This window comes from Micromonospora sediminimaris (assembly GCF_016863575.1).
In the GTDB taxonomy this organism is placed as follows: Bacteria; Actinomycetota; Actinomycetes; order Mycobacteriales; family Micromonosporaceae; genus Micromonospora; species Micromonospora sediminimaris.
In genome coordinates, this window is record NZ_BOPD01000008.1 from 60,056 (window position 1) to 84,800 (window position 24,745).

21 protein-coding genes and 4 tRNA genes are annotated in these 24,745 nt (G+C 69.0%); 1 reads left to right on the forward strand and 24 read right to left on the reverse strand.

Annotated elements, in window-relative coordinates:
* Positions 1–3: 3 nt before the first annotated feature.
* The 20 genes from Vse01_RS05845 to Vse01_RS05940 all read right to left on the reverse strand — a co-directional run bounded on the left by Vse01_RS05845 (position 4) and on the right by Vse01_RS05940 (position 19,318).
* Positions 4–351: a VOC family protein gene (locus Vse01_RS05845; RefSeq protein WP_170863407.1), complete on the reverse strand. Its 348-nt coding sequence runs from the start codon at positions 349–351 to the stop codon at positions 4–6.
* A gap of 77 nt (positions 352–428) precedes the next feature.
* On the reverse strand, positions 429–4,316 hold the full coding sequence (locus Vse01_RS05850) for a DNA-directed RNA polymerase subunit beta' (protein ID WP_093403734.1): 3,888 nt from the start codon (positions 4,314–4,316) through the stop codon (positions 429–431).
* 128 nt (positions 4,317–4,444) lie between these two features.
* Positions 4,445–7,876: a DNA-directed RNA polymerase subunit beta gene (rpoB, locus tag Vse01_RS05855; protein ID WP_093403598.1), complete on the reverse strand. Its 3,432-nt coding sequence runs from the start codon at positions 7,874–7,876 to the stop codon at positions 4,445–4,447.
* A gap of 570 nt (positions 7,877–8,446) precedes the next feature.
* Entirely contained in the window at positions 8,447–8,836 is a 390-nt protein-coding gene (gene rplL, locus Vse01_RS05860; protein ID WP_093403597.1) for a 50S ribosomal protein L7/L12, read from the reverse strand.
* Between the two features lie 56 nt (positions 8,837–8,892).
* Positions 8,893–9,438, reverse strand: a complete 546-nt coding sequence (rplJ, locus tag Vse01_RS05865) for a 50S ribosomal protein L10 (RefSeq protein WP_013735964.1) — start codon at positions 9,436–9,438, stop codon at positions 8,893–8,895.
* Between the two features lie 407 nt (positions 9,439–9,845).
* Entirely contained in the window at positions 9,846–10,535 is a 690-nt protein-coding gene (locus Vse01_RS05870) for a hypothetical protein (protein WP_093403595.1), read from the reverse strand.
* Positions 10,532–11,320, reverse strand: coding sequence for an ABC transporter ATP-binding protein (locus tag Vse01_RS05875; protein ID WP_093403594.1), 789 nt, complete (start codon positions 11,318–11,320; stop codon positions 10,532–10,534). Before Vse01_RS05875 ends, Vse01_RS05870 begins: the two co-directional genes overlap by 4 nt.
* A 74-nt stretch (positions 11,321–11,394) precedes the next feature.
* Positions 11,395–12,111: a 50S ribosomal protein L1 gene (gene rplA / locus Vse01_RS05880; RefSeq protein WP_093403592.1), complete on the reverse strand. Its 717-nt coding sequence runs from the start codon at positions 12,109–12,111 to the stop codon at positions 11,395–11,397.
* Positions 12,112–12,194: 83 nt separating this feature from the next.
* Positions 12,195–12,626, reverse strand: a complete 432-nt coding sequence (gene rplK / locus Vse01_RS05885; protein ID WP_093403591.1) for a 50S ribosomal protein L11 — start codon at positions 12,624–12,626, stop codon at positions 12,195–12,197.
* 200 nt (positions 12,627–12,826) lie between these two features.
* On the reverse strand, positions 12,827–13,549 hold the full coding sequence (nusG, locus tag Vse01_RS05890; protein WP_093403589.1) for a transcription termination/antitermination protein NusG: 723 nt from the start codon (positions 13,547–13,549) through the stop codon (positions 12,827–12,829).
* A 37-nt stretch (positions 13,550–13,586) separates the two neighbouring features.
* On the reverse strand, positions 13,587–13,976 hold the full coding sequence (gene secE, locus Vse01_RS05895; RefSeq protein ID WP_093403588.1) for a preprotein translocase subunit SecE: 390 nt from the start codon (positions 13,974–13,976) through the stop codon (positions 13,587–13,589).
* Positions 13,977–14,186: 210 nt separating this feature from the next.
* Positions 14,187–14,259 (reverse strand) — tRNA-Trp (locus Vse01_RS05900).
* A gap of 126 nt (positions 14,260–14,385) precedes the next feature.
* Positions 14,386–14,778 (reverse strand): MaoC family dehydratase, encoded by a 393-nt coding sequence (locus tag Vse01_RS05905; protein ID WP_093403586.1) that lies wholly within the window; start codon positions 14,776–14,778, stop codon positions 14,386–14,388.
* Between the two features lies 1 nt (position 14,779).
* Positions 14,780–15,226 carry a MaoC family dehydratase N-terminal domain-containing protein gene (locus Vse01_RS05910; protein WP_093403585.1) on the reverse strand — a complete coding sequence of 149 codons (447 nt, stop codon included), beginning with the start codon at positions 15,224–15,226 and terminating at the stop codon, positions 14,780–14,782.
* 123 nt (positions 15,227–15,349) lie between these two features.
* Positions 15,350–15,517: a 50S ribosomal protein L33 gene (gene rpmG / locus Vse01_RS05915; RefSeq protein ID WP_093403583.1), complete on the reverse strand. Its 168-nt coding sequence runs from the start codon at positions 15,515–15,517 to the stop codon at positions 15,350–15,352.
* Between the two features lie 134 nt (positions 15,518–15,651).
* Positions 15,652–15,724, reverse strand: a tRNA-Met gene (locus tag Vse01_RS05920).
* A 25-nt stretch (positions 15,725–15,749) separates the two neighbouring features.
* Positions 15,750–15,822 (reverse strand) — tRNA-Thr (locus Vse01_RS05925).
* 92 nt (positions 15,823–15,914) lie between these two features.
* Positions 15,915–18,440: a putative bifunctional diguanylate cyclase/phosphodiesterase gene (locus Vse01_RS05930; protein WP_170863406.1), complete on the reverse strand. Its 2,526-nt coding sequence runs from the start codon at positions 18,438–18,440 to the stop codon at positions 15,915–15,917.
* A gap of 38 nt (positions 18,441–18,478) precedes the next feature.
* Entirely contained in the window at positions 18,479–18,652 is a 174-nt protein-coding gene (locus Vse01_RS05935) for a hypothetical protein (protein WP_170863405.1), read from the reverse strand.
* 582 nt (positions 18,653–19,234) lie between these two features.
* Positions 19,235–19,318: transfer RNA gene (locus Vse01_RS05940), tRNA-Tyr, on the reverse strand.
* 149 nt (positions 19,319–19,467) lie between these two features.
* Between Vse01_RS05940 and Vse01_RS05945 the strand changes: the two genes are divergently transcribed.
* Positions 19,468–19,962: a YajQ family cyclic di-GMP-binding protein gene (locus Vse01_RS05945; RefSeq protein ID WP_093403581.1), complete on the forward strand. Its 495-nt coding sequence runs from the start codon at positions 19,468–19,470 to the stop codon at positions 19,960–19,962.
* A gap of 115 nt (positions 19,963–20,077) precedes the next feature.
* Here the strand turns inward: Vse01_RS05945 and Vse01_RS05950 are convergent, their stop codons facing one another.
* The 4 genes from Vse01_RS05950 to Vse01_RS05965 all read right to left on the reverse strand — a co-directional run bounded on the left by Vse01_RS05950 (position 20,078) and on the right by Vse01_RS05965 (position 24,732).
* Positions 20,078–20,548, reverse strand: coding sequence for a GNAT family N-acetyltransferase (locus Vse01_RS05950; protein ID WP_093403580.1), 471 nt, complete (start codon positions 20,546–20,548; stop codon positions 20,078–20,080).
* 222 nt (positions 20,549–20,770) lie between these two features.
* Positions 20,771–22,030 carry an MFS transporter gene (locus tag Vse01_RS05955; RefSeq protein ID WP_093403578.1) on the reverse strand — a complete coding sequence of 420 codons (1,260 nt, stop codon included), beginning with the start codon at positions 22,028–22,030 and terminating at the stop codon, positions 20,771–20,773.
* 228 nt (positions 22,031–22,258) lie between these two features.
* Positions 22,259–23,134 (reverse strand): zinc metalloprotease HtpX, encoded by an 876-nt coding sequence (htpX, locus tag Vse01_RS05960; protein WP_093403731.1) that lies wholly within the window; start codon positions 23,132–23,134, stop codon positions 22,259–22,261.
* A gap of 125 nt (positions 23,135–23,259) precedes the next feature.
* A complete protein-coding gene (locus Vse01_RS05965) occupies positions 23,260–24,732 on the reverse strand; it encodes an NADH-quinone oxidoreductase subunit N (protein ID WP_093403577.1) in 1,473 nt (490 codons plus the stop codon).
* Positions 24,733–24,745: the final 13 nt, after the last annotated feature.

Below are 24,745 nucleotides of genomic sequence, written 5' to 3' on the forward strand. Positions count from 1 at the left end.
GGATCAGTAGGAGCAGACCTCTAGCCGGTTGCCGAGCGGGTCACGGAACCAGAACCAGGTGACCGGCTGGTCGGGCGCCTCGTTCAGCTCGCCGACCTCGGCGCCCCGCTCGATCAGCCAGGCCCGCGCGGTGGCCGCGTCGGGAGCGTGGAAGTTGAAGCCGGACCACTCACCGCCGCCCGGGTTGAGCAAGGTGACCGGCGGACCCTCCGGTGCCTTCAGCACCACGATGTGCGAGGTGCGGAACAGCTCCGGCCAGCCCAGTACCTGCTCGTACCACTCGGCCACGGCGTGCGGATCGTCGACCTTGACGAAGACCGTGTCGACCTTGCGTAGTGGGCTCGCAGACATGCCGGCGACCATAGCGACCGGTACCGACAACGAGGCCCCCGGCAGATGCCGGGGGCCTCGTTGTCAGAGCTGACGGATCAGCGGTACGACCCGAAGTCGAAGTCGTCCAGCGGGACCGCCTGGCCACTGGCCGGCCCGAAACCGTAGTCGGTCTCCGGGTAGCCGGTCATCGAGTAGACCTTGGCCTTCGCCTCCTCGGTCGGCTCGACCCGTACGTTGCGGTACTTGCTGATGCCGGTACCGGCCGGGATGAGCTTACCGATGATCACGTTCTCCTTGAGACCGATCAGCGAGTCACTGCGGGCGTGGATCGCCGCGTCGGTCAGCACCCGGGTGGTCTCCTGGAAGGAGGCCGCCGAGAGCCAGGAGTCGGTGGCCAGCGAGGCCTTGGTGATACCCATCAGCACCGGACGACCGGCGGCGGGCTCGCCACCCTCGCCGACGAGCCGACGGTTCTCCGACTCGAACAGCGCCCGGTCGACAAGCACACCCGGCAGGAACTCGGTCGAGCCGGAGTCGATGACCGTCACCCGCTTGAGCATCTGGCGGATGATGATCTCGATGTGCTTGTCATGGATGAGCACACCCTGAGAGCGGTAGACCTCCTGGACCTCCTGGGTCAGGTGGACCTGGACCGCCCGGGGGCCGAGGATGCGCAGCAGCTCGTGCGGGTCGATGGTGCCCTCGGTGAGCTTCTCGCCGACCTCGACGTGGTCGCCGTCGTGGGCCCGCAGCCGGACCCGCTTCGAGATCTTGTCGTAGACGATCTCGTCGCTGCCGTCGTCCGGGATCACCACGATCTTGCGCGACCGCTCGCCGTCCTCGATCCGGATCCGGCCGGGGGTGTCGGCGATGGGTGCCTTGCCCTTCGGGATCCGGGCCTCGAAGATCTCCTGGACGCGCGGCAGACCCTGGGTGATGTCCTCACCCGCGACACCACCGGTGTGGAAGGTACGCATCGTCAGCTGCGTACCCGGCTCACCGATGGACTGGGCGGCGATGATGCCGACCGCCTCACCGACGTCAACGATCTTGCCGGTCGGCAGCGAGCGGCCGTAGCACGCACCGCAGACGCCCAGCTTCGACTCGCAGGTGAGCACGCTGCGTACCCGGACGGTCTCGACTCCGGCGGCGACGATCCGGTCGACCAGGATCGAGTTGATGTCCGCGCCCCGCTCGGCGACGACGGTGCCGTCCGGCCCCTTGATGTCGTCGGCCAGGGTACGGGCGTGCACGCTGGTCTCCGCGTGCTCGTGCACCACGAGCCGGCCGTCGAGCTGCTGACCGACCTGCATCGGGATGGCCCGATCGGTGCCGCAGTCCTCCTCGCGGATGATGACGTCCTGCGAGACGTCCACCAGACGCCGGGTCAGGTAACCCGAGTCGGCGGTACGCAGGGCGGTGTCCGCGAGACCCTTACGGGCACCGTGCGTGGAGATGAAGTACTCCAGCACGGACAGACCCTCCCGGTAGCTGGCCTTGATCGGCCGCGGGATGATCTCGCCCTTCGGGTTGGCCACCAGACCACGGATCGCCGCGATCTGCCGGAGCTGGAGCAGGTTACCGCGAGCACCCGAGTTGATCATCTTCCACAGCGGGTTCTCCTGCGGCAGCGCGGTGTCCATCTCCTTGGCGACCTCGTTGGTCGCCTTGGTCCAGATCTCGATGAGCTCGCCGCGACGCTCCTCGGCGGTCATCAGACCACGCTGGTACTGCTTGTCGATCCGGTCGGCTTCCTTCTCGTACCGCTCCAGGATCTCCCGCTTGCGCGGCGGAGCGATGACGTCCTCCATGCCGATGGTCACGCCGGACCAGGTGGCCCAGTGGAAGCCGGCCTCCTTGAGCCCGTCGAGGGTGGCCGCCAGGGCCACCTTCGGGAACCGCTCGGCGAGGTCGTTGACGATCGCGGAGAGCTGACCCTTGCGGATCTCGTAGTTCACGAACCGATAGCCCTGCGGCAGGGTCTCGTTGAACAGCACCCGACCAAGGGTGGTCTCGATCGTGAGCGGCTCGCCCGGGACCCAGCCCTCGGGCGCGGTCCACGGCTGCCCACCGGCGCCGTTGTCCACCTCGACCACGTCCCGCAGCCGGATCTTCACCGGTGCCTGCAGGTGCAGCTCGCCGTTGTCGTACGCCATCCGCGCCTCGGCGTCCGAGCTGAACGCCCGACCCTCCCCGCGCTCACCGGCGGTGAGGTGGGTCAGGTGGTAGAGCCCGATGACCATGTCCTGCGTGGGCATGGTGACCGGCTTGCCGTCGGCCGGCTTGAGGATGTTGTTCGACGACAGCATCAGGATCCGCGCCTCGGCCTGGGCCTCGGCGGACAGCGGCACGTGCACCGCCATCTGGTCACCGTCGAAGTCGGCGTTGAACGCGGTGCAGACCAGCGGGTGAATCTGGATGGCCTTGCCCTCGACCAGCTGCGGCTCGAAGGCCTGGATGCCGAGTCGGTGCAGGGTCGGCGCCCGGTTGAGCAGCACCGGGTGCTCGCCGATGACCTCTTCCAGCACGTCCCACACGACCGGCCGCTGCCGCTCGACCATCCGCTTGGCGGACTTGATGTTCTGTGCGTGGTTGAGGTCGACCAGCCGCTTCATCACGAACGGCTTGAACAGCTCCAGCGCCATCTGCTTGGGCAGGCCGCACTGGTGCAGCTTGAGCTTCGGGCCGACCACGATGACCGAACGGCCGGAGTAGTCGACGCGCTTGCCCAGCAGGTTCTGGCGGAACCGGCCCTGCTTGCCCTTGAGCATGTCGGACAGCGACTTGAGCGGACGGTTACCCGGGCCGGTGACCGGCCGGCCGCGGCGGCCGTTGTCGAACAGCGCGTCGACGGCCTCCTGCAGCATCCGCTTCTCGTTGTTGACGATGATCTCGGGCGCGCCGAGGTCGATCAGCCGCTTGAGCCGGTTGTTCCGGTTGATCACCCGACGGTAGAGGTCGTTCAGGTCGCTGGTGGCGAAACGGCCGCCGTCGAGCTGCACCATCGGGCGCAGGTCCGGCGGGATGACCGGTACGCAGTCCAGCACCATGCCGAGCGGCGAGTTGCGGGTGTTCTGGAACGCCGCGACGACCTTGAGCCGCTTGAGCGCCCGGATCTTCCGCTGACCCTTACCGGTGCGGATGGTCTCCCGCAGGTTCTCGGCCTCGGCCTCAAGGTCCATGTTCTGCACCAGGGCCTTGATCGCCTCGGCACCCATGCCGCCGGTGAAGTACTCACCGAACCGGTCGCGCAGCTCACGGTAGAGCAGCTCGTCGGTGACCAGCTGCTTCGGCTCCAGCTTGCGGAAGGTGTCCAGCACCTCGTCCAGACGGTCGATCTCGCGCTGGGCCCGGTCGCGGATCTGGCGCATCTCGCGCTCTCCGCCCTCCTTGACCTTGCGCCGGACGTCCGCCTTCGCGCCCTCGGCCTCCAGCTCGGCCAGGTCGGCCTCCAGCTTGGCCGCCCGCTTCTCGATCTCCGAGTCGCGGCTGTTCTCCGACTGCCGCTTCTCGGCCAGGATCTCGTTCTCGATGGTCGAGAGGTCACGGTGACGCGCTTCGGCGTCAACGCTCGTCACGACGTACGAGGCGAAGTAAATGATCTTTTCGAGGTCCTTCGGAGCGAGGTCCAGCAGGTAGCCCAGCCGGCTCGGCACGCCCTTGAAGTACCAGATGTGGGTCACCGGAGCAGCGAGCTCGATGTGGCCCATCCGCTCACGGCGGACCTTCGAGCGGGTCACCTCGACGCCGCAGCGCTCACAGATGATGCCCTTGAACCGGACCCGCTTGTACTTACCGCAGTAGCACTCCCAGTCCCGCTGCGGACCGAAGATCTTCTCGCAGAAGAGCCCGTCCTTCTCCGGCTTGAGGGTGCGGTAGTTGATCGTCTCGGGCTTCTTGACCTCGCCGTGCGACCACTGACGAATGTCGTCCGCGGTCGCCAGCCCAATTCGCAACTCGTCGAAAAAGTTGACGTCGAGCACGTTCAAATCCCTCACACGTCGCTTGGTGCGTCAGCAGCTCACCGGGTTTTGGTTTCGGGGCGGGGTGACCCACGAAGGGATCAAGCCTGACCGCCCGGAGTGGGTCGCCCCGCCCCGAAACCCCAACGTCACACTTCCTCGACCGAGCTCGGCTCGCGCCGGGACAGGTCGATACCCAGTTCCTCCGCGGCCCGGAACACCTCGTCGTCGGTCTCGCGCATCTCCAGGGCCACACCGTCGCTGGAAAGCACCTCAACGTTGAGGCACAGCGACTGCAGCTCCTTGAGCAGCACCTTGAACGACTCCGGGATGCCCGGCTCCGGGATGTTCTCGCCCTTGACGATGGCCTCGTAGACCTTCACCCGACCGAGAACATCGTCGGACTTGATCGTCAGCAGCTCCTGCAGGGCGTACGCGGCACCGTATGCCTGCATCGCCCAACACTCCATCTCGCCGAAACGCTGGCCACCGAACTGCGCCTTACCACCCAGCGGCTGCTGCGTGATCATCGAGTACGGGCCGGTCGACCGAGCGTGGATCTTGTCGTCGACCAGGTGGTTGAGCTTCAGGATGTAGATGTAGCCGACCGCGATCGGATCGGGCAGCGGCTCCCCGGAGCGACCGTCGAACAGCTGCGCCTTACCGGAGGAACCGATCAGCTGCCGACCGTCCCGGTTGGGCAGGGTCGACGCGAGCAGACCGGAGATCTCCTCCTCGCGGGCACCGTCGAAGACCGGGGTGGCCACGTTGGTGTCCGGCTCGGAGGAGTCGGCGCCGATGCCCTGAAGCTGGCGCTTCCACTCGGCGTCGTCGCCGTCGACCTGCCAACCGGTCTTGGCCACCCAGCCCAGGTGAGTCTCCAGCACCTGGCCGATGTTCATCCGGCTCGGCACACCCAGCGGGTTGAGCACGATGTCGACAGGGGTGCCGTCCTCCAGGAACGGCATGTCCTCGACCGGCAGGATCTTCGAGATGACGCCCTTGTTGCCGTGCCGGCCGGCGAGCTTGTCGCCGTCCTGGATCTTCCGCTTCTGGGCGACGTAGACCCGGACCAGCTCGTTGACGCCCGGCGGCAACTCGTCGCCGTCCTCGCGGGAGAAGGTACGCACGCCGATGACCGTGCCGGTCTCACCGTGCGGGACCTTCAGCGAGGTGTCCCGGACCTCACGCGCCTTCTCACCGAAGATCGCGCGGAGCAGCCGCTCCTCCGGAGTCAGCTCGGTCTCGCCCTTCGGGGTGACCTTGCCGACCAGGATGTCGCCGGGGACGACCTCGGCACCGATCCGGATGATCCCGCGCTCGTCGAGGTCGGCGAGCATCTCCTCGCTGACGTTCGGGATGTCGCGGGTGATCTCCTCCGGGCCGAGCTTGGTGTCCCGCGCGTCGACCTCGTGCTCCTCGATGTGGATCGAGGTGAGCACGTCCTGCTGCACGAGGCGCTGCGACAGGATGATCGCGTCCTCGTAGTTGTGCCCCTCCCAACACATGAACGCCACGAGCAGGTTGCGCCCGAGCGCCATCTCGCCCTCGTCGGTGCACGGACCGTCGGCGATGACCTGGCCGGCCTCGACCCGGTCACCCTCGAAGACCACAGGCTTCTGGTTGACGCAGGAGCCGGCGTTGGAGCGGCGGAACTTGTGCAGCAGGTACGTCCGGCGGTGGCCGTCGTCCTGGTGGACCGTGATGTAGTCGGCGCAGAGGTCCTCGACCACGCCACCGACCTCGGCCACGACCACGTCACCGGCGTCGACCGCGGCCCGGTACTCCATGCCGGTGCCGACAAGCGGAGACTCGGCCTTGACCAGCGGCACCGCTTGACGCTGCATGTTCGCGCCCATCAGGGCCCGGTTCGCGTCGTCGTGCTCCAGGAACGGAATCATCGCGGTCGCGACCGAGGTCATCTGCCGCGGCGACACGTCCATGTAGTCCACGGCGGCCGGCGGGACGTCCTCGGTCTCGCCGCCCTTACGCCGAACCAGGACGCGGTCCTCGGCGAACGTGCCGTCGGCCCGCAGCGGGGCGTTGGCCTGCGCCTTGACAAACCGGTCCTCCTCGTCCGCGGTCAGGTAGTCGATCTGGTCGGTGACCCGACCGTCGATGACCTTCCGGTACGGCGTCTCGATGAAGCCGAACGGGTTGACCCGGGCGAAGGTGGACAGCGCGCCGATCAGACCGATGTTCGGGCCTTCCGGCGTCTCGATCGGGCACATCCGGCCGTAGTGGGACGGGTGCACGTCGCGGACCTCGAAGCCGGCCCGCTCCCGGGACAGACCGCCGGGGCCGAGCGCGCTCAGCCGCCGCCGGTGGGTCAGGCCCGCCAGCGGGTTGGTCTGGTCCATGAACTGGGACAGCTGCGAGGTGCCGAAGAACTCCCGGATCGCGGCGACGACCGGACGGATGTTGATCAGGGTCTGCGGCGTGATCGCCTCGACGTCCTGGGTGGTCATCCGCTCGCGGACGACCCGCTCCATCCGGGACAGGCCGACCCGAACCTGGTTCTGGATCAGCTCGCCCACGGTACGCAGCCGCCGGTTGCCGAAGTGGTCGATGTCGTCGGCCTCGTAGCCCTCCTCACCGGCGTGCAGCCGGCAAAGGTACTCCACGGTGGCGACGATGTCGTCCTCGGTCAGCGTGCCAGTGGTGATCGGCACGTCCAGCTCGAGCTTCTTGTTGAACTTGTACCGCCCGACCTTGGCTACGTCGTACCGCTTCGGGTTGAAGAAGAGGTTGTCGAGCAGGGTCTGGGCGTTCTCGCGGGTCGGCGGCTCGCCAGGGCGCAGCTTTCGGTAGATGTCGAGGAGCGCCTCGTCCTGGCCGGCGATGTGGTCCTTTTCGAGCGTGGTCATCATCAGCTCGGACCAGCCGAACTTCTCACGGATCTGCTCGGCCGACCATCCGATGGCCTTGAGCAGCACCGTGACGGCCTGCCGACGCTTACGGTCGATGCGAACGCCGACCGTGTCGCGCTTGTCGATGTCGAACTCCAGCCAGGCACCCCGACTCGGGATGACCTTGACGCTGGAGAGGTCGCGGTCGGAGGTCTTGTCCGGCTGCTTGTCGAAGTAGACGCCCGGCGAGCGGACGAGCTGGCTGACCACCACACGCTCGGTGCCGTTGATGATGAAGGTGCCCTTCGGCGTCATCATCGGGAAGTCACCCATGAACACCGTCTGGCTCTTGATCTCGCCGGTGGTGTTGTTGGTGAACTCCGCGGTCACGAACAGTGGCGCGCAGTAGGTGAGGTCCTTCTCCTTGCACTCCTCGATCGAGGCCTTGACCTCGTCGAAGCGCGGCGCCGAGAAGGAAAGCGACATAGTGCCGGAAAAGTCCTCAATGGGACTGATCTCGTCGAGGATCTCCGCGAGACCCGAGCGTGCGTGCGGGTCGTCCGCCGACCGGCCCTGCCAAGCCTCGTTGCCGACGAGCCAGTCGAAGGACTCGTTCTGAATGGCGAGGAGGTTGGGGACCTCGAGGTGTTCGGTGATCCGACCGAAGGAAACTCGGCGGGGAGCGAATGCGCTCGACGTACGACTGGTCTTCGCAGGGCGGGAAGCTGCCAAGATGCGTCCTTCCGAGGACCGGTGCTGCAGAACGGCTGGTACGCGTGCACTCCAATGACCCCACCAGAAAATATCCACAAACGGACATTTCCGAGCAGGGGTCAAGTCGGAAGGCAGCGCAAACTAGCAGTGTAGCCGAGAGGCTAACCGCTGTCCAGCCCACCCCGCAGGTTGTTGCGGAACGTGCCTCGGGACCCCTCGAACGGGTCGCACCGGGCCGCTCGGAACGCAACGTCCCTGCCGGGCCGCCCGGGTCTGCGTGGCGAGTGGTGCTGCCGCTGCATTACCCGCGCGGTGGCCGTCGCAAGCGCGGAAGGTCTTGCTCATGTCAGCGTGCCTGGCAGCCCAGGGCCGCGTCAAGGGCCGTTGTCGGCATCGGACGCTCTTTCCCACCCACGAGCGAGTCCGCCGGCCCGGTCAACGCGCCGCAGACCGGGTTCCACGCCCTGCTCATGCCGGTTGCGGGCCGGTACACGAACACGGCGGACGACGATCCACTGTCGGATCGCCGCCCGCCGCGACGTGCTGTGCCCGGTTCACGCGAGCCGGGACGGCCAGGTAGGACTCAGGTCACTTGAGGGTGACCTTGGCGCCCTCGCCCTCGAGCTTGGCCTTGGCCTTGTCCGCGGTCTCCTTGTTGACCTTCTCCAGGACCGGCTTCGGGGCGGCCTCGACCAGGTCCTTGGCCTCCTTGAGGCCCAGGCCGGTCAGCTCACGCACGACCTTGATGACCTGGATCTTCTTGCCACCGTCGGCGTCGAGGATGACGTCGAACTCGTCCTTCTCCGGCTCGGCCTCGGCGGCAGCGCCACCGGTGGCCGGACCCGCCATCATCATCGCGGCCGGGGTGGCGGCGGTGACCTCGAAGGTCTCCTCGAACTGCTTCACGAACTCGGAGAGCTCGATCAGCGTCATCTCCTTGAACGCGTCGAGCAGCTCGTCGGTGCTGAGCTTCGCCATGTCTGGCGTCCTTTCCTAATGGTTCAAACTAAAGAACGTGGTGTGCCGGCGCGGCCTCAGGCCGCCTCGGCACCTTCCTTCTCGCGCTTGTCCTGCAGGGCGGCCGCCAGGCGGGCGGTCTTCGACAGCGGGGCCTGGAACAGGGCCGCGGCCTTGCTCAGGTTGCCCTTCATCGCGCCGGCCAGCTTGGCCAGCAGCACCTCGCGGGACTCCAGGTCGGCGAGCTTCGTGACCTCGGCCGCAGAAATGGCCTTGCCCTCGAAGACGCCGCCCTTGATGACGAGCTTCGGGTTGGCCTTCGCGAAGTCGCGAAGGCCCTTCGCCGCCTCGACGACGTCGCCCGAAACGAAAGTCAGCGCGGTAGGACCGGTGAACAGCTCGTCGAGGCCGGAGATGCCCGCGTCCGCCGCGGCACGCTTGGCCAGCGTGTTCTTGGCAACCGTGTAGCTGGTCTCCTTGCCGAGCGAGCGCCGCAGCTGGGTGAGCTGGGAGACCGTCAGACCGCGGTACTCGGTCAGCACGGTGGCACCCGCGCTCCGGAAGCTCTCGGTCAGCTCCGCGACGGCCGTGGCCTTGTCGGCCCGGATCGGCTTGTCCGCCATGTCCCTCCTCTCTCGTTGCTCGAGGCTGGTCACCGTCGCAGGCGAGCGCCTGTGACGGGGCGGAGGTGTCGCGGCAACAGAAAAGCCCCGGCGCAGGGCGCACGGGGCGAGGACGGCGGAATCACATGGTCGGCGGACCACAGGATGCTGCCGATGTCGCTTGCCGCCCTACGCGGGTCGCCCGTCTTCGCGGGACCTTCGACCGTGCCGGGGCACGGTGACCAGCGGTCTCTGGGTGGAACTTCGCGCATCAGGCTACGCGACACCTGCAGCAACCGCCAAATCGCCCCCGGACCGGCCCGGCGGCAACGGCCGACCCGGCCGACAGCTCGATCGCCACGTGTGGTCCAGGTCGCTGGCTGGCTGCGATCCGCCCTGCCCGCCTCGACCGAGGACGCGACCACGCGCTAAGCGCGCCGGGTGCGGGCTTGGGCGTAGCCGGTCAGCGCCACCGCCGTCCAGGCCAGCGCCCACACGGTCAGCAGCAGCGCGGTCGAGCCGGACAACGGGCCGACCAGCGCCCTGGCGGTGGGTAGCAACGGTGGCGCCAGCCACGGCGCGACCGACCCCGAGAAACCGAGCACCAGTACGCCGACCGTACCGAGAGTGAGCACAGCCACACCGTAGCCGGCACTTCGGGTGATCACCCGGCTGGCCAGCGCGCCCAACGCCACGGCCGCCGGCAGGGCGAGCAGGTGCGCCCAGAGACCGAGCGCCACGCCTGCGGAAACCGACCGGTCACCGGGCAGGCTGGGACCGGCGACCCCGCCGACCAACCAGGGAAAGACCACGGCGGTCGCCACCAGACCAAGGCCGGCCACCACCGCGGCGACGAGCCCCGCCGCCTGCTCCCGTGCCGGGCCGACCGCGACCAGAGCCAGGCGGCGCTGCACGTCCGGCTCCACGTCCAGCAGGATCTTGGTCTGCCAGGCCAGCACGGGAAAAAGCACCACGGCCGATACGCCGTAGGCCTCCGCCGGCTGGGCCCGACCGCCGCCGTACAGGATGCCGAGGGTGAGCAGGCCGGCCAGCACCGGTGCCAGCGCCCGTCCGGTACGCAGGAAGCCGGCGAGCCGGAACCGGACCAGGGCGGTCATCGGGCCACCTCGGAGGACGGTCCCGCCCCCGGCCGCGTGGCCTCGGGCGGTGCGTTCTGGCCGCGTACCCGCAGGACGTGGTGGCCCTCGGCGCGCAGGCGGGCGACGGTGGCCGGCAACTGCCCGACCGGGACCTCCAGCTCGACCACCGCGACCGCCGCCGCGTCCGACGGGGCCCGCTCGACCACTGCCCCGTCGGCCACCAACCACTCCCGCGCGCCGGGCAGCCGGACCGTCTCCCCGCGATGATCGCTGACCAGCACCGACCCGCCGTCGGCCAGCACCTCGTCGACCACCTGCGGGACCAGCTCGCGGGCCGCCGCGTCCAGGCCCTCCCAGGGCTCGTCGAGGACGAGCAGGCCGGGCGGACGCAGCAATGCCTGGGCCAGGCCGACCTTCTGTGCCGTGCCCTTCGACAGCTGGGACAGCCGGACCGTGCGGAACGGGCCGATGCCCAGCCGGTCGACCCAGCGCCGCACCGCACGATCCGCCGTGATCGGGGACAGCCCGACAATCCGGGCCATCGCGGCGAGGTAGCCGTCGACGGTGAACGGCTGGTCGGCCGGGAAGCGTTCCGGCACCCAGCCCACCACCGACGGCCGGTCGAGCACCCGCCCGCGGGACGGCCGCAGGACTCCGGCAGCGAGTTGGAGCAGTGTCGACTTGCCGGCACCGTTGCGGCCGAGCACCACCACCGCCTCGCCCGGCGCGACGCCTACCTTCACCTGGCGCAGCACCCACGGACCGCGCCGGTTGTACCGCAGCCCGACGTCCTCCAGCCACATGCCGTGAGCCTGCCACAGCGGACAGACGAACGCGGCCCCGCCATGAGTGGCGGGGCCGCGTCGGTGCGTCGTGCTCAGCTGTCGGCCGAGCCCTCCTGCAGGTTCTTCACCACGTTCGGGTCGACCGGCACGCCCGGTCCCATCGTGGTGGTGAGGGTGACCTTCTTGAGGTACTTGCCCTTCGCGGCCGACGGCTTGGCCCGCAGCACCTCGTCGAGGACGGCCGCGTAGTTGTCGACCAGCTGGGCCTCGGAGAACGAGGCCTTACCGATGATCAGGTGCAGGTTCGAGTGCTTGTCCACCCGGAAGGTGATCTTCCCGCCCTTGATGTCCGACACGGCCTTGGTGACGTCCATGGTCACCGTGCCGGTCTTCGGGTTCGGCATCAGACCGCGCGGGCCCAGGATCCGCGCGATCCGGCCGATCTTGGCCATCTGGTCGGGCGTGGCGATCGCCGCGTCGAAGTCCAGCCAGCCGCCCTGGATCCGGGCGACCAGCTCGTCGGTGCCCACCTCGTCGGCACCGGCGGCGACGGCCTCCTCGGCCTTCGCGCCGGCGGCGAAGACGATCACGCGGGCGGTCTTACCGGTGCCGTGCGGCAGGTTGACCGTGCCGCGGACCATCTGGTCCGCCTTGCGGGGGTCGACGCCGAGGCGCATCGCGACCTCGACCGTGGCGTCGAACTTGGTGGCGGTGCTCTCCTTGGCCAGCTTGACGGCCTCGACGGGGGTGTAGAGCTTCGACTTGTCGATGGCCTCGGCGGCCTTGCGGTAGCTCTTGCTGCGCTGCATGTTCTGTCTACTCCTGTGGTCTCTGGCGGGCCGCGGTGCTCGCGCGCCCTCCCACGATCCGTACGGGTCGGTGGTGGCCGACGTCAGTCGGTGACGTTCAGACCCATCGACCGGGCGGTGCCGGCGATGATCTTCTCAGCCTGGTCGAGGTCGTTGGCGTTGAGGTCAGCCATCTTCTTCTCGGCGATCTCCCGCAGCTGAGCGCGGGTCACCGAGCCGACCTTCTGCGTGTGCGGGACGCCCGAGCCCTTCTGCACACCGGCAGCCTTGATCAGCAGCCGGGCGGCGGGCGGGGTCTTCAACACGAAGGTGAAGGACCGGTCCTCGTACACGCTGATCTCGGCGGGGACGATGTCGCCCCGCTGCGACTCGGTCTGCGCGTTGTACGACTTGCAGAACTCCATGATGTTCACGCCGTGCTGACCGAGCGCGGGACCGACCGGCGGCGCCGGAGTCGCCTGGCCCGCCGGCAGCTGAAGCGTGAACGTCTTGACGAGCTTCTTCTTCGGAGGCATGTCTCTTCCTGGGGCTTGGAACTGGGAAAGGTTCACACGACACCGCCGTCGGGGCGCGCACGGTCAGCGCGCATGCGACGGCGGCGACGTTCTAGGGTAGCGCAGACCTGGATCCCGAGGGCCACGGAGGTGGGCCGGGCGGGTGAACCGGACGAACGGCGACCACCGGCGGCGGTCGCCCGCCACCGATGGTCGACAGCTCAGATCTTGGCGACCTGGTTGAAGTTCAGCTCCACCGGCGTCTCCCGGCCGAAGATCGACACCAGCACCTTGAGCTTCTGCTGGTCGGCGTTGATCTCGCTGATCGTCGCCGGCAGGGAGGCGAAGGCGCCGTCGGTGACCGTCACCGAGTCGCCGACCTCGAAGTCGAGGACCTTGACCTCCGGCTTGGCCTTCTTCTGCTCGGTCTCGACGGCAGGTGCCAGCCACTTGAGCACCTCGTCGAGGCTCAGCGGCGCCGGGCGGTCGGCCCGGTCCGTGGCACCGACGAAACCGGTGACCCCGGGGGTGTTGCGTACGCAGGAGTAGGACTCGGCGGTCAGCTCCATCCGGACGAGGATGTAGCCGGGAAAGACCTTCGCCTGCACCTGGGAACGCTTGCCGTTCTTGACCTCGACCTCTTCCCGGGTCGGCACCTCGACCTGGTAGATGTAGTCCTCCATGTCGAGGGACGTGATCCGGGTCTCGAGGTTGGTCTTGACCTTGTTCTCGTAACCGGCGTACGAGTGCACCACGTACCAGTCGCCCGGTGCGTAGCGCAGCTTCTGCCGCAGCTCCGCAACCGGGTCGAAGTCCTCCTCGGGAGCGGGCTCGGTCATGGCGAACTCCGACTCGTTGGCGGCCTCGACCGACTCGTCACCAGCCGCCGTCGCCACCGTGGACTGCTCGTCCGGGGTCGCGGCGGTCTCGTCGTACTCAGGCACGCTTGCTCACTTCCGTCACTATCGCACGTTCAGCCGGTCAGCTGGGGTTGCCGAAGACCCACAACACGCCCTTGGCGAAGCCGTAGTCCAGGACAGCCACGATCGTCAGCATCACCGTGACGAACGCGATCACCACCGCCGTGTAGGTCAGCAGTTCCTTGCGGGTCGGCCAGATGACCTTACGCAGTTCGGCCACGACCTCGCGGATGAAACGCGCGATGCGGCCGAAGAGGCCCACCCTGTCGGCGTCGGTACGCGTCTTGCGACCGTCGGCGGAATCGGCCTTGGCCCGCGAACGGGTGGCGGTGCCACCCCGCGAAACCGGCTCGTCCGCGTCGGTGGCGTCGTCCTCGGCGCTGTCGTTGACGACCTCGTCGTTCAGGCGCTCGTCGTCGGCGTCCTCGCCGCGCCGCTTGTTGTCGGCCACTTCGCCCTCCGTCGCGGGATGTCGGTGTCGCACGCAGTGCGCGTGCGCGGCGCTTGGTCACGCCGGCCGGACCAACCGTCCCGGGACGGGCCGCGGCCGGCGGATCAACCGGAAGGCCCGATGCCTCGGAACCTCCCCGCCGATGCCACCACCACGGGCCGGACGCCACCGGAAGGCGGCGGGACCCACGGAACGGTCAGGCCTGAGGCGCAGGGGTGACAGGACTTGAACCTGCAGCCTGCGGTTTTGGAGACCGCTGCTCTGCCAATTGAGCTACACCCCTGTGCGGCAACGCTCGCCCCGCCCGGTCACACGACCAGGCAGGGGTCACTTGCCCCACGGCGGACCAGTGTACGGGTACCGACCCGACTTTCCCAACCGGTCTACCCGACGTGCCGCGCGGTACCGGTCAACCGGCCGTGCGCACGGTGGCCCGCGCCTGCGAGAGCACCTTCTCACCGAGGCAGGTGGCGGTTACGTCCAGCCTGGTCAGACCGGCGTCGGTCACCTCACGGACCACGGCAGTCACCACGATCTCGGTGCCGGTGTCGTCGTCCGGGACGGCCACCGGACGGGTGAACCGCACGCCGAAGTCGACCACCGCGTCGGGCGAGCCGGCCCAGGTGGTGACCGCCCGACCGACGAGCGCCATGGTGAACATGCCGTGGGCGATCACACCGGGCAGACCCACCTTGGTGGCGAACCGGTCGCTCCAGTGGATCGGGTTGAAGTCGCCCGAGGCACCTGCGTAACGAACCAGGTCCGCCCGGGTCACCCGGAACGTCTGGGTGGGCAGTTCCACGTCAGGCCTCCCCGCGTACGACGAGCTTGGACCAGACCGCGACCACCGACTCGCCGGCGGTCGTGCTGACATCGGTCCGGGTGGTCAGGAACTCGTGGCCGCCCCGGCTGGTGATCTCCTCGACGGAGTTGACGCAGACCAGCTCGTCGCCGGCCACCACCGGCCGGGTGTACGCGAACCGCTGGTCGCCGTGGACCACCCGGCTGTAGTCGATGCCGAGCGCCGGGTCCTCGATCAGCTGGCGGCTGGCGGCCATGGTGATCACCACCGGAAACGTCGGCGGCGCGACCACGTCCGGGTGGCCCAGCGCGCGGGCGGCCTCCGGATCGTGGTGGGCGGGATCGGTGGCGCCGATCGCCGTCGCGAACTCGCGGATCTTCTCACGGCCCACCTGATAGGGGGCGGTCGGCGGATAGGTCCGGCCGACGAAGGACTGGTCCAGGGGCATGCCGCGAACCTACACGCAAAGCACGATCGCCGATCCGAGCGGTCGGCGTCGGCTCAGCCGCGCCGTCCGTAGGGACCGGCGATCAGGATACGTGCGCAGCCGGGCCGATCGGCCCGGGCAGGCTCAGCGCGTTTCGCGGTGCAGGGTGTGCCGTCCGTCCCGGGGGCAGAACTTCTTCAGCTCGATGCGGTCCGGGTCGTTACGGCGGTTCTTGCGCGTGATGTAGTTGCGCTCCTTGCACTCCACACACGCCAAAGTGATCTTCGGCCGGACATCGGTCGCCTTCGCCACGGCGGAGTGCCTTCCTCGATAACGGATACAACTACGGCGCTAAAGCGTACGCGCCACCTGGGCGGACACGCAAAGCGGGCGCCTGTGGCGCCCGTCCCACCGACCACCGGAGATCCCTCCGGGGCGGACGAGAGTAGCGGTGGCCGGACTTGAACCGGCGACACAGCGATTATGAGCCGCTTGCTCTGCCATCTGAGCTACACCGCCGCGGTGGGCCCAGCCGGACCCTCTGAGCCCCCTTACGGAATCGAACCGTAGACCTTCTCCTTACCATGGAGACGCTCTGCCGACTGAGCTAAGGGGGCCTGCGCGATCACTCGGTGCCCGCGCAGAGGTAAGAGTACACGGCCCGATCGTACTGGTGAAATCGGATCCCCAGGGAGGTCGTACGCCCAGCTCACGGCACCACGCGCAGCCTCGGAAGCTCGCTGCTGGAGATCGACTCCGGGTCGACCTGGGCACCGAACCACGCTTCCAACCGCTCGTACGGCAGTGGACGGCTGAACAGGAACCCCTGGCCGACCTCGCAGCCGATGTCCTGGAGCAACTCCAGGGTCAGCTCGCTCTCCACGCCCTCGGCCACCACGGTGAGACCGAACTGCTGGGAGAGGGTGACGACGGCGTTGACGATCGCCAGGTCTCCCGGATCGGTGGCCATGCCCTGCACGAAGGAGTGGTCGACCTTCACCTCGTGCACCGGCAGCCGGCGCAGATGGGCCAGCGAGGAGCTGCCGGTGCCGAAGTCGTCCACGGCGAGCCGTACGCCCAGGTCTCGCAGGCGGCGCAGGGTCGGGATCGGGCGCTCGGTGCCGTCCAGCACGCCGGCTTCCGGAATTTCCAGGGTCAGCAGCTGCGCCGGAACGCCGTACTCCTCAAGCAACTCCCGCACCTGTTCCGGGAAGTGCTGGTCGGTGAGCGTACGCGCGGAGAGGTTGACCGCGACGGCGAGCGACTGACCGCCGTGTGCCCAGTCCCGGCTGTGCCGCAGCCCCTCCCGGAGCACGAACTCGGTGAGCCGGCCGAGCTGACCGGTGTGCTCGGCCACGGCGACGAAATCCGCCGGGGTGACCGAACCGTGCGTCGGATGCTCCCAGCGGGCCAGGCACTCCACCCCGATGAGCCGGCGGTCCCGCAGCGTCACCTTGGGCTGGTAGTAGACCTCCAGCTCGCCGTTGTCGAGGGCGTTGCGCAGGTCTCCGGCGAGACCGAGCCGGTGCAGCGACCGCGACTCCAACGCCGGTGTGTACAGCTGCACGCTGCCGGGGACCGCCTTGGCCGCCGTCGCGGCCACGTCCACCCGTTGCAGCAGGGTCGCCGGGGCGTCGCCATGATCCGGGTGTACGACCACCCCGACCGCGGTGTCCACATCCAGCGTGAGCGAGTCGAAGACCATCTCGTCGCGGATCTGTTCCCGCAACTGGCCGGCAAGCTCCACCGCGGCGTCGGCGCTCTCCAGCCGAAGGGTCACCAGGAACTCATCGCCACCGGCCCGCCCGACCAGCGCGGCCGACGGCACACAGCCACGCAGCCGATCGGCGACCTCGACCAGAACCTTGTCGCCCGCAGCGTGGCCGAGCGCCTCGTTCACCTGACGCAGCCGATCGACGTCGAACAGCAGCAGCGCGACCACCTCGCCGGGCGCCCGGATCCGGACCGCCTCGGCCAGCGCACCGAGGATGCGGCGCCGGTTGGGCAGCTTCGTGAGCGCATCGTGGTAGGCGTCGTGCCGCAGCCGGTCGACCAGGCGGGAATTCTCCAGCGCGACCGCGGCATGGGCGGCGACCGTCTCCAGAATCGGCACATCGGCCGGGGCGAAGTTCCCCACGTCGCTGAGGCGGTTCACCACCTCGATCGTGCCGATGACCACCTGTCCGGAGCGCAGCGGCACGGCAATGACGTCCTTGACCTGCTGCCGAGTCAACTCGCGACGTAGTTCCGGTTCACCGCCGAGCAGTCGCCCGGCCGCCAGGGTCTGACCGGACTCCAGGGTGCGCTGACGAACCGTCACCGGGGTTTGCGCCACATCGAGCAGACCCCGATCGTCCAGCCGGGCGGTGAGCAGTACCTCCGGATGCCGGCCCTGGGCCGGCAGCCACAGCGTGGCGTACTCGGCCTGCATCAGGGCCCGGATACGTCCCAGCAGGATGTCGGCGAGATTTCCCTCCGCACCGACACTGGCCATCGCGCGGGTCAGCTCGTACATGTCACCGAGAGTCCGGTGCTGCCGGAGGAAACGCGCGTACGACCGGTAGAGCAGCACGCCCGCAATGGTGATCGCCCCCAACAGCAGGGTCGACCACAGGGTGCTGGCCAGGGCGATCAGGATGAGTAGACCGATCGCGACGTTCAGCGCGAGAGTGAGGAAGAGCTGAACCGCCGTACTTGCCGTCTCCCGGGAGCCCTGCCAGCCCTGCAGCAGGGTGATCACGCCGACCACCGCGACCAGGCTGATCAGGCTGTTCGCGGTGATCGCGGCGAACAGGACCGCCCACGTGCCCGGGCCGACCCCGTCGAACGGCAGCGCCACCGCCACGACAAGTCCCGCGACCGAGACCCCGGCCGCATCCCTTGCCACGTTGAACCACAGCTTCGGCGGCGGATAACGACGGTAGGCCTGCGTGATGATCGCCGCGCAGGTCGCAATCACCACGACCAGCAGCGGGCTGAGGCTGTAGAAGGCGAGAACCAGTGGTATCTCGGTGAGGGTGACGACAAAAGCCTGCCGCCGGACGACGAAACTCAGGGTCGGGATGCCCGCAATGACCATCACGACCAGCAGGAGAGCCGCCAGGAGCAGATCCCGCTCGTCGAACTCGGCAGTGAAGACCAGTATGGCGATGCTGGCAACGGCCAGCGCCGCGAGGGGCGTGGTGATCAGCCAAGCGGTCGCGATCGGGCGGCGCGGTGCCTCTCTAGTCGGCACGCAGGTGCCCCCTCACCAGATTGCCGAGTGCCTCCCGGTCAGCGTGTGCTCGAAACAACCACATCGTCTGGTGCGGGGGCGCCCCACTCAAGGCCGTTGGCCTGGAGCGGGTTGTTCTCCCACCCGATACCGACGAACTGCGCATCGCCGAATCCGACCACGGCAGCACTCACCGTAGCGAGCATGGCGATTGCCGCGACTGCGGCAAGCACTCGACCACTCCTTCGACGAGACATCGGGAGCACTCCTGCCTTCGGGGGTGTAGTGACGGGTACGCCGATCGTGCCACAGCCCAGGCAGCCGGAAAAGCCAGCGAACGGGCATAGCCGTCCCCCGGACGTGCGACCAGCCGTCGTCGACCGGCTTCTGGGCCGGTAGCACCCCCATCGGAGCATCTGAGGGTGCCCAAAACGACAAGGCACCGGTTTTGCCGGTATTGGCCGGAAAACCACGAACCTGGCAGGTTCGCGTACACGTCGCTCCACCACTCTCGCCGCTCCGCGCCCCGCGGTCAACGTCCACTCGCGAGAGTGGCGCACATGCGACGCAACAGACGGCAGCACGGCCCCAGGTCCCCGGACAGCCACCTCCCCCAGCACCGAGGAACAGCGAACAGAGTCAATGTACGCCCGCCACCCCGTCGGGCCACGCCCAGGATCGTCGATGTGGTGGACCGGCCGGGCGGTGGTCAACCCGATCAGGCGCGGGCACCGCTCACCGAACGGGGACACGACGTAGGCCCACGAAAGAGCCCCCTCACCAGATCTCGCTGGTGAGGGGGCTCTTTGTGCACCTGGTGGCGGGTAGAGGATTCGAACCTCTGTAGCTTTCGCGACGGATTTACAGTCCGCTCCCATTGGCCGCTCGGGCAACCCGCCAGGGCGTACCACCGCACCGTGGCGCGGCGGCGGAAGCAAGGATAGCGGCTCCACCCGTTGCCGCCGCAACCGGGTACCGTCAGGGGGTCGTACCCCTGGGCAACCAGGGCCAAAGGATCACAAAACAGCCAGACAGCAGGAGCATGAGTATGGCAGCGAACCCGTCGTTCGACATCGTGAGCAAGGTCGATCGCCAGGAGGTCGACAACGCCCTCCGGCAGGCGGACAAGGAGCTCGGGACGCGGTTCGACTTTCGGGGCACGGGCGCCGAGATCTCCTGGTCGGGTGAGGAGGCGATCAGCCTCCAGGCGGAGACCGAGGAGCGGGTCCGGGCCGCGTTGGACGTGTTCAAGGAGAAGCTCATCAAGCGGAACATCTCGCTGAAGTCGCTGGACGCGGGTGATCCTCGCCCCTCGGGCAAGGTTTTCAAGCTCGACGCCAAGGTGATCCAGGGCATCGACCAGGACAAGGCGAAGGCGATCAGCAAGAAGATCCGCGACGAGGGTCCCAAGGGCGTCCAGGCCCAGATCCAGGGCGACCAGCTGCGGGTCACCGGCAAGAAGAGGGACGACCTTCAGGCGGTCATCGCGCTGCTCAAGGCCGAGGATTTCGGCGTGGCCCTCCAGTTCACCAACTACCGCTAAGTCGTCTCGAACCGGCCGCGTCGATCCGTCGCCGCCAGCGATTGTTGCGCTCCGCAGCTCGATGCGTTGACCGGAGCGCTGCCACGGATCCGGCGTGGTCCTCCGAACGGTCTGGTCAGTCGTCGCGCCGGTGGCGCAGCCAGAGGTACGGCACGGGTTGGCCCCGGTTCCACTGATCCGCCTCGTCCGGCGGAACCAGTTCAAAGCCGGCGGCGGTGTAGCACCGCAGCGCCGGAACGTTGTCGGGATGCAATCGCATCAGCACCGTCGGGTGGTGGTCCCGCGCCAGGTTGGTGAGCAAGGTGACCATCCGACGGCCCAGGCCCCGGCCGCGCAGCGCCGGGGCCACGATGAGGCGGGCCAACTCCACCTCGGCCTCGTCGTCGTCGAGCCACAGCTCGCCGTAGCCGGCCGGTTCTCCGTCGAGGAGTGCGAGGTACGCGAGCACGTCGGGCTCGGTTCCCCAGCGCCTGACGTTCTCCGCGGTCACTCGGTCGTGGGAGCACCAGCGACGACTCTCCTCGGCAGAGGTCGCCCAGCTCGCCACGACGGCCGGATGGGTCGGGCCCAGCGCGGTCAGCTCCATGACTCGCCTCCTCGGCACGCGAGGCTACCGCCCAACGGGAGAACCTCCGCCGGCCGGCCCGGCCCACCTGACCGGGCCGGCCGGGCGTCGGATCCGCGTCAACGGGCGAAGATCAGCAGCAGGACGACCGTCAGGATCGCGCTCACCAGGATCGAGCCGAGACAGCCGATCCGGTTCGAGAAGAAGAGGAACATCCTGCCGTCGTACCCATCATTGCGCGGGTCAGGCCGCGGCGGGCTGCTCGGCCCGGACGGCGGTGGCCTCCGCGCGGGCGATGGGGCCGGCCGGCAGCGCGGCGACTGCCGCTCCGACGGCGAGTGCGAACCCGGCGAACAGGAAGGCCCAGGGCACCCCGCCGGCATGGTCGACGATCAGGCCGGAGACGGCGCCGCCGACCGCGCTCGCACCTACCGACATGGTCACCACCCAGGTGTACGCCTCGTTCAGCATGCTGGTCGGCGAGATCCGCCCGACCAGGGTGTTTTCCAGAGTCAGCGCGGGAGCGATGGCGGCTCCGCCGATCACCAGGGCGGCGCCCAGTGCGACTGGCGTCGGCATCACGGCGAAGACAGCGAAGCTGCCGGCGAGCACGGCGAGCAGCCAGGCGAACAGGCGGGTCATGTTGCGGGCCGGCCGGCGGACGCCGAACCAGAACCCCCCGATCGCACTGCCGACCCCCCAGACGGCCAACAGCACGCCGGCGAGGCTGTTCGGGTCGTCGGGGCTGTAGCGGGTGGCAAACGCCGGAACGGTCACGCCGGCCGCACCGAAGGCGATGCCGATGCTGGCCACGCAGAGCAGCAGCGCCGGAAAGCCGGCGACCCGAAGCGGACCGAGGCCACGGGCATGATGTTCCCGGGCGTGCGGACGCCAGCCGCGCATGGCCTGGCCGAGCGCAACCGACAGGGTGCCGACCAGGGTCACCACCGCGGCACCGATCAGCGCCGCCCCAGCGTCGGCGACCAGCACGAACCCGGCCACCAGCAGTGGACCGAGCACGAAAACGATCTCGAAAAGGGTGGTTTCGGCGGCAAGTGCGGTGTTGCGCAGGTAGTACCGACCGGAGTCGACGTTGGTCAGGCCGTTCCAGGCACCACGGATCGCGGCGGTCATCGGCGGATACGTTCCACCGGCCGCCGCCGAAGCCAGCAGGACCAGCGCGAAGGGAGCGCTATCGGCCCGGGCCGCCCAGAGCAGCCCCATCAGGGCCAACGGGTGGGCGATCGCGGTGCCGAGCAGCACCGGGGTGGGACCGATCCGGTCGGCGATCCGGCCAGCCACCGGGCTCAGCGTGGCGCCGGATAGGGCGTAGCAGCCGCCGGCCGCGGCGGCCAACGAGTAGCGGCCGGTCACCCCTTCGACGACGAGCAGCAACGCGAGTGGCGTCATGCCGATCCCGAGTCGCCCGATGATGCCGGTGATCAGCAGGGTCGGTGCGCCCGGAATCTGCCAGACAGCCAGATACCGGCGCAGCCCAGCCACAGCGGACCTCCACGAGATGTAATGAGCGAGACTCAGTTAGACCCTAACGTCCCCTGTCCGGCCGACCCCGCGGTCCGGCCCTGTGGCGGCGCTCACCCACCCCGTTCCCGGGATGCCGCAATCTGCTCTCTCGAACCGCCTCCGAGCGGCCGGCATACCGCAACTCGTGGTGCCCTTCCACCCCGGCGAGGGACGGTACCGCCCGCGCCGGCGCCGGGGCAGGGCGGGTCAGCGCTGGTAACGCACGGGGCCCGTCTGGCTCGCCAACTGCTCAAGCCGGGCGACCCGCTGCTCCATCGGCGGGTGGGTGGCGAAGAGCGCGGCCACCCCGCCACCCCGGAACGGGTTGGCGATCATGAGGTGCGCGGTGCTGGTGAGCTGCCCCTCGGCCGGCAACGGCCGCCGCTGGGCACCCATGTGGATCTTGCGCAGGGCGCTGGCCAGGGCCAGCGGGTCCCCGGTCAGTTCGGCACCCGAGGCGTCCGCCTGGAACTCACGGCTCCGGCTGATCGCCAGCTGGATGACGGTGGCCGCGATCGGCCCCAGGATGATGGTGAGCAGCAGGACCAGCGGGTTCGGGCCGTCCTCGTCGCTGTTGCCGCCCAGCGGGATGAACAGGGCGAGATTCGCCAGCATGGTGATGATGCCGGCGAGGCCGGCGGCCACGCTGGAGATGAGGATGTCCCGGTTGTAGACGTGCGACAGCTCGTGACCGATGACGCCCCGCAGCTCGCGGTAGTCGAGCAGCTCGACGATCCCCTGGGTGACGCAGACGGCGGCGTTCTGCGGGTTACGCCCGGTGGCGAACGCGTTGGGCTGGGCGGTCGGACTCACGTAGAGCCGGGGCATGGGCTGTCGGGCCTCGGCGGCCAACTCGCGAACCATGTGGTACAGCTCGGGGAACTGCGCCTCACTTACCGGTTGCGCCCGCATCGAGCGAAGTGCCAGCTTGTCGGAGTAGAAGTACGTGACGCCGTTCATCACCAGCGACACGAGTACGGCGATGACCAGGCCGCCGCTGCCGCCGAACCAGTAGCCCACCGCCAGAATCAGCGAGGTGAGCAGGCCGAGCAGCGCGGCGGTCTTCAGACGGTTGTGGTGCACGATCACTCCTTCGGTGCACGGATGCCGGGATCCGCTGACCGGTACAACACCCCGGTACCCGTCAACCATCCGTCTCATGACTGAGAGTTACCTGAGTGACGGATGGCGCGCTGGCTGGCCCGGGTTCAGCTCCCGGCGAGATCGAGCACGACCTGCGGTGCGAAGCCGACGACCAGGGCCACCACGGTCGCCACCGCCAGCGCCGCAGCCACCGCGCGGGCGGGTCGGGCGACACGGGCGGTGAGGTCTCCGGGCGGGGCGTAGAGCAGCGCGGCGGCCCGCAGGTAGTACGCCAGGCCGATGACCGCGTTCACCGCCACCACCAGGGCGAGCCAGCCGGCGTCGCCACCGAGCAGGGACCGGACCACCGTCACCTTGGCGAACAGTCCGGCCAGGCCGGGTGGCAGGCCGGCGAGGCCGATAAGCGCGAACGCCAGCCCGGCACCGACCCAGGGGTGCCGCCGTGCCGCACCGCGCAGGTCGTCGAGCCTGCCCCCGTCGGCGCCGGCCGGACGCAGGGCCACCACGCCGGCGAAGGCGGCCAGTTCCAGCAGCACGAAGAAGACGGCGTACGCCAGGGCGGCGGCGTACGCGGCAGTGCGGGCCTCCGCGTCGGTGGTCAGGGCCAGCGCGCCGAGGGGGGCGAGGATGTAGCCGGCCTGGGCCACCGAGGACCAGGCGAGCAGCCGGACCGTACGCCGCTGGCGCAGGGCCACCAGGTTGCCGACGGTCATGGTCAGCGCGGCGACCAGGGCCAGCACCGGCCCGGTCACCTCCGGCGGCAACGCCTGCCGCACCACTGCCAGCAGCGCGACCACCCCGCCGAGCTTGGACGCGGTCGACAGGTACGCGGCCACCGGCAGTGGTGCCCCGTCGTAGGTGGCCGGCGCCCAGGCGTGGAACGGCACCGCCGCCACCTTGAACGCCAGTCCCGCCACCACGAGCGTCACCGCGACAGTGGTCAACGGCAGGTCGAGCAGCGCCTCGTCGGCGAGGAGGGTACCCAGCCGTTCCAGGTGCAGTCCGCCGGTGACCGCGTAGAGCAGCGCGGCACCGAGCAGGGTCAGCGTGGTGGCGACCACGCTGACCACGAAGAAGGTCACCGCCGCCTCGGCACTGGCCAGGCTGCCCCGACGCAGGCCGACCAGGACGTACAGCGGCAGGGTGAGCACCTCCACCGCCACGATCAGGGTGATCAGGTCACCGGCCGCGCCGAGCACCACGCCGCCGGTCATCGAGCAGGCGAGCAGGAAGCAGTACTCCCCCACCGGGGTGTTCCCGGCCCGCAGCAGCGGCCCGGACAACGCCAGCACCCCGAGGACGAGCAGCGCCACCAGCGCCGCGACCAGGGCGGCCCGGCCGCCGAAGACGTACGAGCAGTCGGCACCGACGCAGAACGTGCGTCGCTCGGCCCCCGAGCCGACCGCCGCCGCACCGACTGCGGTGGCGACCGCGCCGGTGACCGCCGTGGCGACGGTGGCCGGTGGCCGGGCCGCCAGCAGGTCCACAAGCAGCACCAGCACCGCCGTCCCGGCGGCCAGGTACGCCGGCAGCAGCGCCACGTGGTCGACGGCCTGCACCAGACTCGGCTCGCTCATCGCGCCACCACCG